Origin of the sequence: Vibrio breoganii, assembly GCF_001677275.1 — a bacterium.
GTDB lineage: Bacteria > Pseudomonadota > Gammaproteobacteria > Enterobacterales > Vibrionaceae > Vibrio > Vibrio breoganii.
The window spans coordinates 450,904-465,987 of sequence record NZ_CP016177.1; the positions used below are offsets into that span (position 1 = coordinate 450,904).

Genomic DNA, 15,084 nt, shown 5'->3' on the forward strand with positions numbered 1-15,084 from the left:
CCAAAGATTGAAATTTTTAACTGTCTAACTATTCAGCAAGCATTAAAGAATCAGCTTTAGCTTCAAGGTTAGAGTTTTGCATTAGGTATTTGTCGATTGCGATTGCGCTCTCGCGGCCTTCGTTGATACAGCGAACAACTAAAGACTGTCCTGTGCGCATATCACCGGCAGCAAATACCCCTTTTTGGTTTGTTGCAAAGCCTTCGCTTGCGACATTGCCTCGGTCATCCAGTTTAATGTCCAACTGAGCTAAAACGCCCGTTGGCTCTGGATGCAAGAAGCCCATTGCTAGGAACGCCAAATCACAAGGGATCACACGCTCACTGCCTGCCACTTCTTTAAATGATGGACGCTCACCAGGAGCTGCATCTTGCCAAACGATATCAGCAATACGTAGACCTGTTACCTCACCCTTATCGTTACTGATAAATTCTTTGGTTAGGATGTTCCAATGACGCTCACAGCCTTCTTCGTGAGAAGTGGTTGTTTTCATGATCATTGGGTATTGCGGCCATGGCATGTTAGCAGGGCGTTTCTCTGGTGGGATCGGCATGATCTCAACCTGAGTTATGCTCGCCGCTTTATGGCGGTTAGAGGTACCTACACAGTCAGAACCCGTATCACCACCACCGATAACCACAACATGTTTGCCTGCCGCGTGAATTTCTTCACCCTTTAGGTCCATATCGTTAGCGCGACGGTTGTTTTGACCTAAGAACTCCATAGCGAAATGAACGCCTGATAGTTCGCGACCTGGGATCGGAAGATCACGCGGTACAGTCGAACCACCGGTCAGCAACACAACGTCAAAGTCTTGGCGCAATTGCTGAGCGTTGATATCAACACCAATGTGAGCGTTCACTTCGAACTTCACACCAGCTTCAGCCATAAGGTCAATCTTACGGTCGATGATGTCCATGCCTAGTTTAAAGTCAGGGATACCAAAACGCAGTAGACCACCCACTTTCTCGTCACGTTCAAATACCGTTACGCAGTGACCAGCACTGTTTAGTTGCTCAGCCGCGGATAGACCTGCAGGACCACTACCAATGATTGCAATGCTCTTGCCTGTGCGAGCACGAGGCTTCTTAGGCTTGGCATAGCCTTCTTTGTAGGCACGCTCAACAATCGTCTTCTCTATGTTACAGATAGTAATAGGGTCTTGGTTGATCCCTAATACACAGGCTGTTTCACACGGAGACGGACAGACACGGCCCGTAAACTCAGGGAAGTTGTTAGTAGAGCTTAGAATGTTCCAAGCTTCTTCCCAGCTGTCACGGTAAACCGCATCGTTGAACTCAGGGATGATGTTGCCGATTGGACAACCACTGTGGCAGAAAGGTACGCCACAGTCCATACAACGTGATGCCTGAGTATTGATCTTTTTGCCGAACTCTTCGTTGAGTACAAACTCTTTGTTGTCCTCGATACGAACAGATGGGTCGCGTTTTTGTGGAAGCTCACGACCGTGCTCCATAAATCCAGTAGGCTTACCCATGATTAAACTGCCTCCGCTTCTGTTTGTTGCTCAGCGACTGCCTTACGCTTCTGAAGAACCGCTTTGTAGTCACGTGGCATTACTTTCACCATTGACTGCAAGCTCACTTCAAAGTTGTCTAGGAAAGACTGAGCAACCTCACTTCCTGTGAATTGAACATGTTTAGTTAGCATATCGAGTAGCAGAGCTTTGTCTTCTGCTTCGATAGGGTCTAGGTCTACAAGCTCAGCGTTAAGCTTGCTTTCAAAATCGCCACCTTTATCCCAAACGTACGCCACACCGCCACTCATACCAGCAGCAAAGTTACGACCTGTTGAGCCAAGGATTACAGCTACACCACCTGTCATGTATTCACAACCATGGTCGCCGATACCTTCAACAACCACTTTCGCGCCCGAGTTACGAACACAGAAGCGCTCGCCAGCTAGACCACGGATGTAAGACTCACCTGAAGTTGCACCGTAGAAACAAACGTTGCCCACAACAATGTTGTCTTCAGGAATGATGCTTGAGTTAGCATCTGGATAGAGTACTAGCGTACCGCCAGATAGGCCTTTACCCCAGTAATCGTTCGCATCGCCCTCAACCTCAAACTTCACGCCCTTAGCAAGGAACGCACCGAATGACTGGCCTGCACTACCGTTGAACTTAACTTTCATTGGTTCAGGTAGGCCTTGGTCTTTGTACACCTTCGAGATTTCGTTAGACAACATGGTGCCTACGCTTCGGTCGGTGTTGATGATTGGGAATTCAGCCTCAACAGCAGCACCATTCTCTAGAGCAGGAATCGCCGTTTGGATAAGTTTGCGGTCCAATACATCTTCAAGATTATGGTTTTGCTCAATCTGGTTAAATACGCCGTCTTCTGCACGCGCTGGTTCTACGTGTAGAACTGGCGTCAAATCTAGGTTCTTGTATTTCCAGTGTGCGATATCTTCACGAACTTTTAGTTTGTGAGACTGACCAACCATCTCTTCGATAGTGCGGAAGCCAAGCTCAGCCATGATTTCACGCATGCCTTCAGCCATGTATTGGAAGAAGGTCACAACGTCTTCTACGCGGCCATCAAAGCGCTCACGCAGAGTTTTGTTTTGAGTTGCGATGCCAACAGGACAGGTGTTTTTATGACACTTACGCATCATGATACAGCCTTCAACTACTAATGCTGCGGTTGCTACACCCCACTCTTCAGCGCCAAGTAGTGTTGCCACTGCAAGGTCACGAGGAGTCTTCATTTGGCCATCAGACTGAACAACGATACGGTTACGTAGACCGTTCTTCAGTAGTGTTTGGTGAGTTTCAGCTAGACCTAGCTCCCACGGCAAACCAGTGTGACGGATAGACGACATTGGCGATGCACCTGTGCCGCCATCAAAGCCAGCAATAAGAACCACGTCGGCTTTCGCTTTCGCTACACCTGATGCGATCGTACCTACACCCGCTTCTGATACTAGCTTCACGTTAACGCGGCCAGCACGGTTTGCGTTCTTCAAATCGTAGATCAGCTGCGCCAAATCTTCGATTGAGTAGATATCGTGGTGTGGCGGTGGTGAAATTAAGCCAACTCCTGGAGTGGAGTGACGCGTTGCACCGATCCAGTCATCGACTTTATCGCCCGGTAGCTGACCACCTTCGCCTGGCTTAGCACCCTGCGCCATCTTGATCTGAACTTCGTCAGAGTTGGTCAGGTAGTAAGAGGTTACACCGAAGCGGCCTGACGCCACCTGCTTGATAGCAGAGCGTTCCCAATCACCGTTCTCTTTGCGCTCAAAACGAGATGGGTCTTCGCCACCTTCACCTGAGTTTGATTTTGCACCGATGCGGTTCATAGCAACAGCAAGGGTAGAGTGCGCCTCGTAAGAGATAGAGCCAAATGACATAGCACCTGTCGCAAAGCGCTTCAGGATGCTTTCGATTGGTTCTACTTCTTCAATTGGGATAGAACCTGCTGGGTTCTTAACAAAGTCCAACTGGCTACGCAAAGTGGCAGCGTTATCACCTTGGCTATCAACCGCTTGGGTGTATTGCTTAAACTGTGCAAAGTCTTTGTCGCGAGTTGACTGCTGTAGCAATGAGATGGTTTCAGGGTTAAACAGGTGTTTTTCACCACGCTGTTTCCACTGATAAACACCTCCGACATCAAGTAACTGTACTGGGATCTCACGCGTCGGGTAGCCGATACGGTGACGAACCATCACTTCTTTAGCGATGTCATCAATAGTTAGACCCTGAATACGAGAAACCGTACCCGTGAAGTACTTATCAACAACAGATTTGCTGATACCGAGTGCTTCAAAGATTTGAGCGCCGTGGTAAGACTGCAGTGTTGAGATACCCATTTTAGAGAAGATCTTCAGTAGACCGCCATTGACGCCCTTACGGTAGTTCTCGAATAGGTCTTTAATGTGCGCTTCTGGGTCGAGCTTCTTCGTGCGTTGCAGATCAACCATAGTTTCAATAACTAGGTAAGGGTTAATTGCGTTAGCACCGTAACCGATCAGCGTTGCAAAGTGGTGCGTTTCGCGAGCGTCGCCCGTCTCAACCACAATGTCACACTTAGCACGTAGACCTTTACGAATTAGATGGTGGTGTACTGCGCCCACTGCCAGCATCGCAGGAATTGCGGCATGGTTCGAGTTCACGGCACGGTCAGTCAGAAGGATGATTGAGTAGCCATCGACTACCGCATCTTCAGCGTATTGGCAGATACGTTTTAGGGCGCGCTCTAGCTTGCCTTTGTCTTCGCCTGCTTGGAATACGATATCCAGAGTTTTAGCTTGCAGGTGCTCGTTATCGATAGCACGCAGTTTCTCAAGTTCAGAGTTCGATAGAACCGGAGACTCAAGCTCTACTTTTTGACAGTGTTCAGGCGTTTCAGTCAGTAGGTTATGATCCTCACCAAGGTAAGTATTCAAAGACATAACCATGCGCTCACGAATTGGATCGATTGGCGGGTTGGTTACCTGAGCGAACAACTGCTTAAAGTAGTTAGAGAGATGTTGTGACTGATGCGATAGCACGGCTAGCGGCCAGTCAGCACCCATAGCAGAAAGAGGCTCTTTGCCTTCTTTTGCCATTGGTACAATGATTTCGTTGACTTCTTCAGAGCTAACACCGAATGCTTGCTGCTTGTGCAGTAGGCGATCAGGAGAAGGTTGATTGAATTCGTTTTCTGCATCTGGCAGTTTTTTCAGGCTCAATAGGTTTTCTTCAACCCACTTCTCATACGGCTGAGCGTTTGAGATTGAATCTTTCACTTCTTCATCAGAGATGATGCGACCTTGTTCTAGATCGGCAACGAAGATACGACCAGGTTGCAGGCGACCACGGAATTCAACGTTTTCTGGTTCAATTTCTACTACGCCAGACTCTGATGCCATTACTAGGAAGTCATCTTTAGTCACTGTGTAGCGAGAAGGGCGCAGACCGTTACGGTCTAGTGTTGCACCTACTTGAACACCATCAGTAAAACATACTGATGCAGGGCCGTCCCATGGTTCCATGATGTTTGCGTGATACTGATAGAAAGCACGACGCTTAGGGTCCATGTTCTTGTTCTCTTGCCATGCTTCTGGGATTAGCATCATCAGAGCATGTGGAAGAGTACGGCCGGATAGCACTAGAAGCTCTAGAGCCATATCGAAGTTGGATGAATCTGAGCTACCTTCTTGACAGATAGGTAGAAGCATGTCGATTTCAGCTTGGCTGAATAGATCCGATTCAAGAATCGCTTCACGCGCCTTCATCCAGTTCAGGTTACCGCGAACTGTGTTGATCTCACCATTGTGCGCAATATAGCGGAAAGGCTGAGCCAGACGCCATCTTGGGAAGGTATTGGTTGAGAAGCGTGAGTGTACCAAGGCAAGTGCTGTCACCATGGTTGGGTTTTGTAGGTCAAGGAAGTACTGAGGTACTTGCTCTGTGGTTAGCTGACCTTTATAAACCAATGTCTTATAAGACAGTGAGTTGATGTAGAAGTCATCGCCAATGTTAGAAACACTTTCCAGACATACTCGAACAGTATAGTTACGCAGAACGTACAGCTTTCTTTCAAGCTCTTCAGGTGTTGTGCTTGGGCCACCTGTAATGAATACGTGTTCGAATTGAGGCTCAGTGCTTAATGGGTCGGCACCCAGCATAGAGTTATCAGTAGGTAGAACGCGATAGCCTAGAACTTCAAGGTCTAGTCGTTGTGCGTTGCGCTCTAGAATGTCACGACACTGTGCACGTTTGTACTCATCACGAGGGAAAAGTACGACACCCACACCGTATTTCTCGAAAGACGGCAGGCGAATGCCCAGTTTAACGGTCTCTTCTAGTAGAAACTCATGTGGCTTCTGAAGCAGGATACCTGCACCATCACCTGAACATGGATCACAGCCTTGGCCACCACGGTGTTCCATACGGGCTAGCATATCCAATGCTTGAGTTACGACTCGATGAGATTTTCGGTTTTTGAGGTGAGCAACAAAACCGATGCCACAAGCGTCATGCTCCAATTCAGGAGTATATAAACCCTGGGCTGATTGCTCTCTATCCAACATAGGTAAATCCTTCCAATCTAATACGGCAGTGGGAGTACTCCCGTGCCATTCCTTATAATTGTCTTCTTAAGGGCTAATTGTGTGCATTAGCCTGCTTCCATTCCGTCTCTCGCTGAAAAGTTTGCGAGAAAAACATTCCTTGGTCATTTCCAATATTTAGCTTCTGATTAATAGAATCTTATAAAGGTAGGTGTGGAATATGACCGACTATTCATCTAAATCGAAGGCTTTAAATGAGCCGATTTTAGGCGATAGTTGTAACTATCCTACAATTTTGTCTAGCTTAATTCCAACTAAAGTTGCACCAAAATGGATTTTTTATGAACAGTTACTGGTTACATTTAGTTAACAAATCTGCGTTTATATTCACATGCAACCCTTTGCGTGAATAGTTAGTGCAAAAAATACCCATCGAAATAAAAAAGTGAAAATGCTAAAATACGCGACCTTTGCTTGCAGGGATGTAATTTAGTTTCATGACAGGATGTCGGCCATAAATCGCTTTTACAGGTTAATACTCCAATGCAGTTACATGAACTCGTCAATACCTTAGGTCAGGACCTTCAACGTCGTTACGGCGAAAAGGTGCATAAACTGACTCTTCATGGTGGTTTTAGCTGTCCCAATCGCGATGGCACGATTGGCCGTGGTGGCTGCACGTTCTGTAATGTCTCCTCATTTGTCGATGAAGCGACACAAGCACAAGCAATCCAAGTTCAACTGAGCGATCGCTCCAAAGAAATTAAGCGCGCTAAGAAGTACTTTGCGTACTTTCAGGCGTATACCAATACCTTTGCTGAGGTTCAGGTCCTTAGAAACATGTATGAAGAAGCCCTAGAGTCTGCCGATATCGTGGGGCTTTGTGTTGGAACACGCCCAGACTGTGTTCCTGATGCGGTGATGGACCTGCTGGTGGAGTACAAGCAAAAAGGTTATGAAATCTGGCTGGAGTTGGGTCTGCAAACTGCAAACAACGGTACGCTAAAGCGTATTAATCGTGGTCATGACTTCGAATGCTATGCAGAGATCACCAAGAAAGCCCGTGAAAATGGTATTAAGGTATGTACGCACTTGATTGTGGGCCTGCCTAAAGAGACCAAGCAAGACAACATTGAAACCCTACAAAAAGTGCTCGAAGTCGGCACTGATGGTATCAAGCTGCACGGCTTACATATTGTGGAAGGCAGTACCATGGCCAAGGCATGGAAGGCGGGAAAACTTGAAGCTCCAGAGCTAGAAGTTTACGTTGATATTGCGTCGGAATTGATTCGAATGACACCTCCAGAGGTGGTTTATCATCGTGTCTCTTCGGCTGCGCGCAGACCTACTTTGTTATCCCCATTATGGTGCGAAAACCGCTGGTTAGCGATGACCGAAATAGGGCGAGCCTTGGATCGCGATGGTGCGCAGGGCTCTCTTATTGACCAACCCTTCATCTACACTAAGCCGGTATTGAGTTAACTTACCTCTAAATTACTCTCTTGCCTTACTTACTTTTACGGTTAGGCAAGATAGACTACAAGCAGTTACAGCAATTGGACTGCTTGATGAAACAACTGAAAACCTACTCACAATACTACGTCGACCTTCTGGTAAAACTCGGGATCTATCGATTCTCTTTTCTCATTGCCGTTGCATTGATCACTTTGGCGATCTTTGTACAGCTAGGCATTAGTTGGGTCTTAGCAGAAGAGTTTGAGTATAAGCACATGCTTCGCTCCCTCGCTTTTGGTCTGATCATGACGCCTTGGGCGGTGTACTTTATTTCGATAGTGGTTGAGCAGCTTGAAGAGTCTCGCCGTCGCCTCTCAAAACTGGTATCTAAACTCAGCGATATGCGAGAGCGAGACCTCGAACTGAATAATCAGCTTACCCAGAACCTAGATAAATTGAATCTTGAGATGAAGGAGCGCTTATCCGCTGAGGACTCCCGAGAGCAAGCGATGTTGGATCTTGAACATGAGGTGATCCAGCGAGAAGTGACGCAGATAGCCCTTTCTGAAAGAACGGCGCTACTTCGCTCATTTATCGATGCCTGTCCGGATTTATTTTATTACCGCACCGCCGATGGCGTCTTTTCGGGGTGTAACCAAGCGGTAGAAAAACTGACAGGCAAAACGGAAAAAGAGCTTGTCGGCCTAACGCCATGGCAGGTCTATAAAAAAGAGATCGCGCAACAGATCGTAGAAACCGATCTGATTGTGTTTGAAAACAAAGAAGAACTCATTTACGAGCAATGGCTCGAGTACCCTGATGGGAGAAAGGCCTACTTTGAACTGCGTAAGGTGCCATTCTTCAATAAAGATGGCCAGCACCTTGGCTTGGTGGGCTTTGGTCGTGATATCACTGAGCGCAAACTCAATGAGAAATCCCTAGAGAAGGCGAGCCGAGATAAAACTACCTTTATCTCTACCATTAGTCATGAGTTAAGAACGCCACTGAACGGCATTGTCGGTCTTAGTAGAATGCTGTTGGGTACCAGTCTCGATAAAGAACAGCGCCAGTATATGCAAACCATCAATGTCAGTGCGATTACACTGGGGCATATCTTTAACGATATCATCGATATCGATAAGTTCGACCGCAATAAACTGGAGCTTGTGCCATCAGAGCTGAATTTTAATGATTTTGTTACTGAACTGGATAGCTTATCGCGCCTTATGGCAGAACAAAAAAGCTTAAGGTTTGAGTTAGAAAGACTGACGGATATGCCCGATAGCGTTGTTGTTGATGCTACACGGCTGCGCCAAGTGTTGTGGAACCTAATAAGCAACGCGATGAAGTTTACCGCTGAGGGTGGGGTCTTCGTCAATGTGAGTGCTGATGCTACAGAAGATAACCAAATAGCCATCCGCTTTGAAATAGAAGATACCGGTGTCGGGATCCCTGAGTCAGAACTTGAGAAGATCTTTGCCATGTATTATCAAGTGAAGTCAGAAGAAGGGAATTTGCACGCGGTGGGCACTGGCATTGGCCTAGCTGTTTCTCAATCCTTGATTCGAAAAATGGGTGGTGATATCTACGCAAATAGTGAATTGGGGCATGGCAGTACCTTTACTGTTGAGATAACTGTGCCTCGCGGTAAAGGCATCACCGAGGTTGTTGAAAACCCTGAGCCTCTGCAACGTCCCCTTTCTATCTTTATGATTGAGGACATTGAACTCAATATCACTGTGGCGCGCTCGTTGATCAATAGCTTTGGCCATTCGGTTGATGTGGCAATGACAGGCAAAGAAGCCTTGAGTAAGTTTGAACCCACCAAATACGACATCGTGCTGCTGGATATACAATTGCCGGATATGACAGGGTTTGATATCGCTAAAGAGCTACAAAGTCGCTATACAAACCTGCCTCCTATCGTTGCGCTAACAGCTAACCTTGTGAAGGATAAAACTGCTTATCGTGAAGCGGGTATGCAGGATGCTATTAGCAAGCCGTTGTCAGCAAAAGCGCTGCGAAAAATATTGAAGAAGCTTTGCTATTTAGATGATCAAAGCGTCGATGAAAAAACCCACGCCACCAAGTCTGTACTCGAAGACTCTACTGTAGATAAAGTGGTAACAGATGAGCTGGTTGATAAAGAGATGCTCACCTCTTATATCGAGATTGTCGGTAAAAAGCCGGTATTGGATAGCGTACAGCTGTTCAAAGAGATGATGCCGGAATATGTCGCTATCTTAGATTCCAACTTGGTGGCAAGGGATCAAGAGGCCATTGTCTCTGAAGCGCATAAAATTAAAGGTGCAGCAGGATCGGTTGGACTCAAGCGTATTCAAATGGTCGCTCAACAAGCTCAGTCACCAGAATTGCCTGCATGGTGGGAGAACATCAATGATTGGATCGATGAGATAAAAACAAGTTATCTATCGGATATAGATGTTCTTAAAGATTGGATTGAGCAAGAGTTTGATAAATAATAGGTTTATAATCAAATACATTCATAATGGTTTACGTACAGGAGTCAGCCATGAGAGTTAAAGTATTAGGAACAGTATTACTCAGTTCTGCGTTGTTGTTCGGTTGCGCCTCTACCGGTGAAGAAGTGCCTTGGATGGAAGCTGCACCTACAGCACAGGTTGAGCAAACCAGCGTGACACTTGAATCAACGATGTGGGGCAATAAAATGCCGACCTTTGACGAGGCGCATTCTATTCCACTGCATGGCAGTTTAATCTTGACGTCAAATGACGCCATTCCAGCGGATTTGGGTGTGACTTCTATCTGGATTAGACACAATGGTGAGGCGCTACAAATTGACGCTGATGCTTTTGATGTTGAAGCGGTTACTGAAAAACAGTGGAAGATTTCATTTAAACAGATGGAATACTACGACGGTAGCTTTGAGTCTGCTGACGTGGCGGTAGAGCTGGAGAGCGACGTTCAGAAAATCTGGCTGGTGGAAAAGTCCGTTGATGTGGATACGGTTTACTAGCTTAAAGCTTTGCTAAGCCCTGAAACGAAAAAACCCAGCGCTCGCTGGGTTTTTTATAATCAATATAAAATCGACTATTAGTCTAGGTCACCACAGAAGCGGTAGCCTTCACCGTGAATGGTGGCGATGATCTCTGGAGTACCAGCAACCGATTCGAAGTGCTTACGAATACGACGGATGGTTACGTCTACTGTACGGTCGTGTGGCTTCAGCTCACGTCCAGTCATCTTCTTCAGCAACTCTGCACGAGTTTGGATTTTGCCTGGGTTTTCACAGAAGTGAAGTAGGGCACGAAACTCTGAGCGAGGTAGCTTGTAGCCTTCGCCATTTGGATTAACCAAAGAGCGGCTATTGATATCTAGAACCCAACCGTTGAAAGTGTACTTCTCAACATTTTTGCTTTCTTCTTCATCTTTGCTCACATTCATTGAACGAGATAGAAGGTTACGAGCACGGATAGTCAGTTCACGAGGGTTGAAAGGCTTAGTGATGTAGTCATCAGCGCCGATTTCAAGACCCAAAATTTTGTCAACTTCGTTGTCACGGCCTGTTAAGAACATAAGTGCAACGTTCGCCTGCTCTCTTAGCTCACGAGCCAAAAGTAGACCATTTTTACCTGGTAGGTTGATATCCATTATCACCAAGTTTACTGAGTGCTCAGAGATCACTTGATGCATAGAGTCGCCGTCGATAGCTTCGAATACACTGTATCCTTCAGCTTCAAAGATGCTCTTGAGGGTACTACGAGTAACTTGTTCGTCTTCTACAATAAGAATGTTAGGGGTTTGCATTGGCTCTACCTAAACTATGTGTAATGGGTTTTAAATATATAAATTCTAGGCAAAAAAATAACATTAAGGTAATCATTTTGTGCATACATATTGATGCGACTTATGACCTTTTGAACCTCAATGTCCCCCTCCTTGGAAATTCTCTAAGATACCTATAAGTCCGTAAGTATCTTTCATTCTTAGCCAAATTAGTTGCGCATCATACCGACTTAACAGCTTTCTAACAATCGGTCATTGTTAATTTATTTCACTTTATTGATTTAAATCAATCGATATTTTTAACAATGTCTCGAAAAGGCAGTGAAAAACCGTGATGTAGCTCTATATTCGCTGTTACTAAGTTACAGAACTGCGTTTCATCGTGTGACTTAAAGGGGGCGTAGTTACGCAGGTGTAAAAATCGTGTATAAGAAATCTTTAAAAACTGAAGCCTAGCTTCACTTCGATGGCACTTTGCCAGTCTTCATAATCGAGCGTTGCTTTCAGGTTAAGGCTCTCGGTAAGCATATATTTACCTGATAGTTCAGCCCCCATGGAGTCTGCAATGCTCTCTTCACTGGAGTCTGATGCGGTATAAATGGCACTGTTAAGAGACAGTTTTTGGTTGAACTGATAGTTAACACCGCTGAGAAAGCCTCTATTGGGCTGATTATCACCTGAGTTTGAGATTCGGGTTGCGACATATAAATCTATGTTATCGAGGACAGAGTAGGCATACCCAGTGTCCATTCGCCATTCATCAAACTGCTCACCAGAGGTGGAGTCTGCAGACATAAATAGTCGGTGAGGGGAGCGAGAGCCAAGAGAGGCGGCGCTGGCATCGTACTCTGTTTCGTTTTCAAAATCGGACGCAGCGTGAGCAAATGTGGTCAGCAACAAAGAGGCAACTAGCGCAGCAAATAGCATCGCAGTACGAAGATTCAATCGCATTTTGCCTCCTAATCAGTCCTTTGAAGAGTATCAATTATGGATGGAGAAAAGACGATTTTCCAATCTGTTAGTTATAATTTGTCTGTCTAGTCTATGCAATATTGTGCATTTCCTTTTTTTAGCTAAATTTTTCATGCTGTTATGTGACGGCTGTAGTCTCATTTTTATTACCAAAAATGAAAAATTAATCTGTTTTGTTAATTTGTCGTTGACGAATTAAAGCAAAATAGGTAATTCTAGAGCCAGACACAGAAAATAGATTGATTAAAACATACTGATGAATACACGTAGCCTGATTACCCGAATGATTATTACCAGCACCACGAGTGTTGGGGCAGGCTGCTGAAAGAAACATTTTTTAAAAAAGGCCTGTATCCCACCAGATACAGGCCTTTTTTTTTACAATTTTTAGCTCAGGGAGAATGGAATGCGAGTATTGAAATTTGGAGGATCTTCGCTAGCGGATGCAGATAGATTTTTGCGAGCGGCGAACATCATTGCGAATAATGCGGATCAGGAAGAGCTAGCAGTCGTGCTGTCAGCTCCAGGGAAAACCACCAACAAGCTGGTAGCGATCATCGAAGCCGCTTTAAACAAGCAAGACGCTGAGCTACAAATCAAAGAGCTGCGTAACTCTTTTACTGAGTTGTCTAATGAGATAAAGAAAGAACTACCTAACATCCAACTGGCAGAGTTTGAGGCTCAAGTTAAGGAGTCTCTAGATAATCTGGTTGAGTTTGTTCAAGGCATCAAGCTTTTAGGCATGTGCCCAAACAATGTTAATGCTCGCATTATCAGTAAGGGTGAGAAAGTCTCTATTCGCTTAATGAGAGCGGTTCTTGAAGCGAAAGGTCAAGCAGCAGGTCTGATAGACCCAGTTCAATACCTATACGCTAAAGGTGATCACCTTGAAGCTATGGTTGATGTTGAAGTCTCAACGCAAAACTTTGTTCAATCGCCACTTCCAAAAGGGCAAGTGCACCTAATGCCTGGCTTTACTGCCGGCAATGAAAAAGGTGAACTAGTGACACTAGGTCGTAATGGCTCTGATTATTCAGCGGCAGTATTGGCTGCATGTTTACGTGCAGACTGCTGTGAAATATGGACAGATGTTGATGGTGTCTACAACTGTGACCCTCGCCTCGTAGAAGATGCACGCCTATTAAAATCTCTAAGTTACCAAGAAGCGATGGAGCTTTCTTACTTTGGCGCATCGGTTTTGCATCCAAAGACCATTGCTCCTATTGCTCAGTTCCATATCCCATGTCTGATTAAGAACAGCTTTAATCCACAAGGTGCAGGCACCTTAATTGGCCTAGACACTGGCGAAGACAATCTGGACATCAAGGGTATTACTACCCTTAATGAGCTAACAATGGTCAACGTATCAGGTCCAGGAATGAAGGGCATGGTAGGTATGGCGAGCCGCGTATTTGGCGCTATGTCTTCGGCTGGTATCTCTATTGTTCTTATTACTCAGTCTTCTTCAGAATACAGCATCAGTTTCTGTATTGAAGCGGCGGATCGTCAGCGAGCTAAATCAGTACTTGAAGAAGCGTTTGAGCTAGAGCTGAAAGACAGCCTATTAGAGCCTGTAGAATTTATTGATGACGTGGCTATTTTAACGCTGGTAGGCGATGGCATGCGCACCTCTCGCGGTGTCGCATCTAAATTCTTCACCTCATTAACTCAGGTGAACGTGAACATTACCGCTATTGCTCAGGGCTCTTCTGAGCGCGCAATCTCAGCCGTTATCCCTGAAGATAAGATCTCCAAGGCGATCAAGGCGTGTCATGAAAACCTATTTAACTCTAAGCACTTCCTTGACCTATTTGTTGTTGGCGTAGGTGGTGTTGGCGGTGAGTTGGTGGATCAAGTCGCTCGTCAGCAGCAGAAACTTGCCAAGAAAGGCATTGTCATTCGTGTGTGTGCTCTAGCAAACAGCCAAGGCATGCTACTCGACGGTGAAGGCCTAAACCTTGAGCATTGGCGTGACCGCATGAGCAATGCTAGCGAGAAGTTCAGCCTAGCGTCGCTAAGTGCAATGGTTCAGCGTAACCACATCATCAACCCTGTATTAGTGGACTGTACTTCAAGTGAGAATGTTGCAGGACAATACGCTGATTTCCTTCAAGCGGGCTTCCATGTCGTCACACCGAACAAGAAGGCCAACACAGCAAGTATGGCGTACTACCATCAGCTTCGTCAGGTGGCGCGCTCTTCTCGTCGTAAACTCATGTATGAAACAACGGTTGGCGCAGGTTTGCCGGTCATCGAAAATCTACAAAACCTAATCAATGCAGGTGATGAACTGGTTAAGTTCAACGGCATCCTATCCGGCTCTCTTTCTTTCATCTTCGGTAAGCTAGATGAAGGAATGACACTGAGTGAAGCGACTAAGGTTGCGATGGAGAATGGCTTTACTGAGCCAGACCCTCGTGATGACCTATCAGGCATGGATGTGGCGCGTAAGCTTCTTATCCTGGCTCGTGAAACCGGTATGGCCATAGAACTAGAAGACGTTGTTGTCGACCAAGCGCTACCACCAGGCTTTGATGATTCAGGCTCTATTGAAGAGTTTGTCGAGCGTCTACCTCAAGCTGATGCGTACTTCTCGGAAATGTCGCAAAAGGCCGCAGAAGAAGGCAAGGTACTTCGCTATGTAGGTGAAATCGTTGATGGCAAATGTCGCGTGACAATTGCTGCAGTCAATGAAGACGATCCTCTATTTAAAGTCAAAGATGGTGAAAATGCCCTGGCATTTTATAGCCGTTACTACCAACCAATTCCACTGGTTATGCGTGGCTACGGTGCGGGTACAGAGGTAACTGCTGCCGGTGTATTCTCTGATGTTATGCGTACATTGGGCTGGAAACTGGGGATCTAAAC

Annotated in this window: 8 protein-coding genes; 4 read left to right on the forward strand and 4 right to left on the reverse strand. The window is 45.9% G+C overall.

Translation table 11 applies throughout. The features are described 5' to 3' along the window. Nucleotides 1-28 precede the first annotated feature (28 nt). Together A6E01_RS02185 and gltB are read right to left on the reverse strand one after the other, a co-directional pair. Nucleotides 29-1,498: a glutamate synthase subunit beta gene (locus tag A6E01_RS02185; protein ID WP_065209464.1), complete on the reverse strand. Its 1,470-nt coding sequence runs from the start codon at nt 1,496-1,498 to the stop codon at nt 29-31. Between the two features lie 2 nt (nt 1,499-1,500). Then, a complete protein-coding gene (gene gltB, locus A6E01_RS02190) occupies nt 1,501-6,042 on the reverse strand; it encodes a glutamate synthase large subunit (RefSeq protein ID WP_065209465.1) in 4,542 nt (1,513 codons plus the stop codon). Nucleotides 6,043-6,564: 522 nt separating this feature from the next. Between gltB and mnmL the strand changes: the two genes are divergently transcribed. The 3 genes from mnmL to A6E01_RS02205 all read left to right on the forward strand — a co-directional run bounded on the left by mnmL (nt 6,565) and on the right by A6E01_RS02205 (nt 10,474). Then, complete coding sequence (mnmL, locus tag A6E01_RS02195; protein ID WP_065209466.1) at nt 6,565-7,503, forward strand: tRNA modification radical SAM protein MnmL/YtqA; 939 nt, start codon at nt 6,565-6,567, stop codon at nt 7,501-7,503. An 86-nt stretch (nt 7,504-7,589) separates the two neighbouring features. Continuing rightward, nucleotides 7,590-9,959, forward strand: coding sequence for an aerobic respiration two-component sensor histidine kinase ArcB (gene arcB, locus A6E01_RS02200; protein WP_065209467.1), 2,370 nt, complete (start codon nt 7,590-7,592; stop codon nt 9,957-9,959). 50 nt (nt 9,960-10,009) lie between these two features. After that, nucleotides 10,010-10,474: a hypothetical protein gene (locus A6E01_RS02205; protein WP_017026868.1), complete on the forward strand. Its 465-nt coding sequence runs from the start codon at nt 10,010-10,012 to the stop codon at nt 10,472-10,474. A 77-nt stretch (nt 10,475-10,551) separates the two neighbouring features. Here the strand turns inward: A6E01_RS02205 and arcA are convergent, their stop codons facing one another. After that, on the reverse strand, nt 10,552-11,265 hold the full coding sequence (gene arcA, locus A6E01_RS02210) for a two-component system response regulator ArcA (protein WP_017026869.1): 714 nt from the start codon (nt 11,263-11,265) through the stop codon (nt 10,552-10,554). 417 nt (nt 11,266-11,682) lie between these two features. Beyond that, a complete protein-coding gene (locus A6E01_RS02215; RefSeq protein ID WP_017026870.1) occupies nt 11,683-12,195 on the reverse strand; it encodes a hypothetical protein in 513 nt (170 codons plus the stop codon). Between the two features lie 427 nt (nt 12,196-12,622). Here A6E01_RS02215 and thrA point away from each other — a divergent pair, with 427 nt between their 5' ends. Beyond that, the gene (gene thrA, locus A6E01_RS02220) at nt 12,623-15,082 is read left to right on the forward strand and encodes a bifunctional aspartate kinase/homoserine dehydrogenase I (RefSeq protein ID WP_065209468.1); all 2,460 of its coding nucleotides are present in this window, start codon (nt 12,623-12,625) and stop codon (nt 15,080-15,082) included. Nucleotides 15,083-15,084 lie beyond the last annotated feature (2 nt).

Bases quoted from the DNA above. Each gene is read 5' to 3' on its own strand.
- A6E01_RS02185 (WP_065209464.1), bottom strand. From the start codon at position 1,498: ATGGGTAAGCCTACTGGATTTATGGAGCACGGTCGTGAGCTTCCACAA.
- gltB (WP_065209465.1), bottom strand. From the start codon at position 6,042: ATGTTGGATAGAGAGCAATCAGCCCAGGGTTTATATACTCCTGAATTG.
- mnmL (WP_065209466.1), top strand. From the start codon at position 6,565: ATGCAGTTACATGAACTCGTCAATACCTTAGGTCAGGACCTTCAACGT.
- arcB (WP_065209467.1), top strand. From the start codon at position 7,590: ATGAAACAACTGAAAACCTACTCACAATACTACGTCGACCTTCTGGTA.
- A6E01_RS02205 (WP_017026868.1), top strand. From the start codon at position 10,010: ATGAGAGTTAAAGTATTAGGAACAGTATTACTCAGTTCTGCGTTGTTG.
- arcA (WP_017026869.1), bottom strand. From the start codon at position 11,265: ATGCAAACCCCTAACATTCTTATTGTAGAAGACGAACAAGTTACTCGT.
- A6E01_RS02215 (WP_017026870.1), bottom strand. From the start codon at position 12,195: ATGCGATTGAATCTTCGTACTGCGATGCTATTTGCTGCGCTAGTTGCC.
- thrA (WP_065209468.1), top strand. From the start codon at position 12,623: ATGCGAGTATTGAAATTTGGAGGATCTTCGCTAGCGGATGCAGATAGA.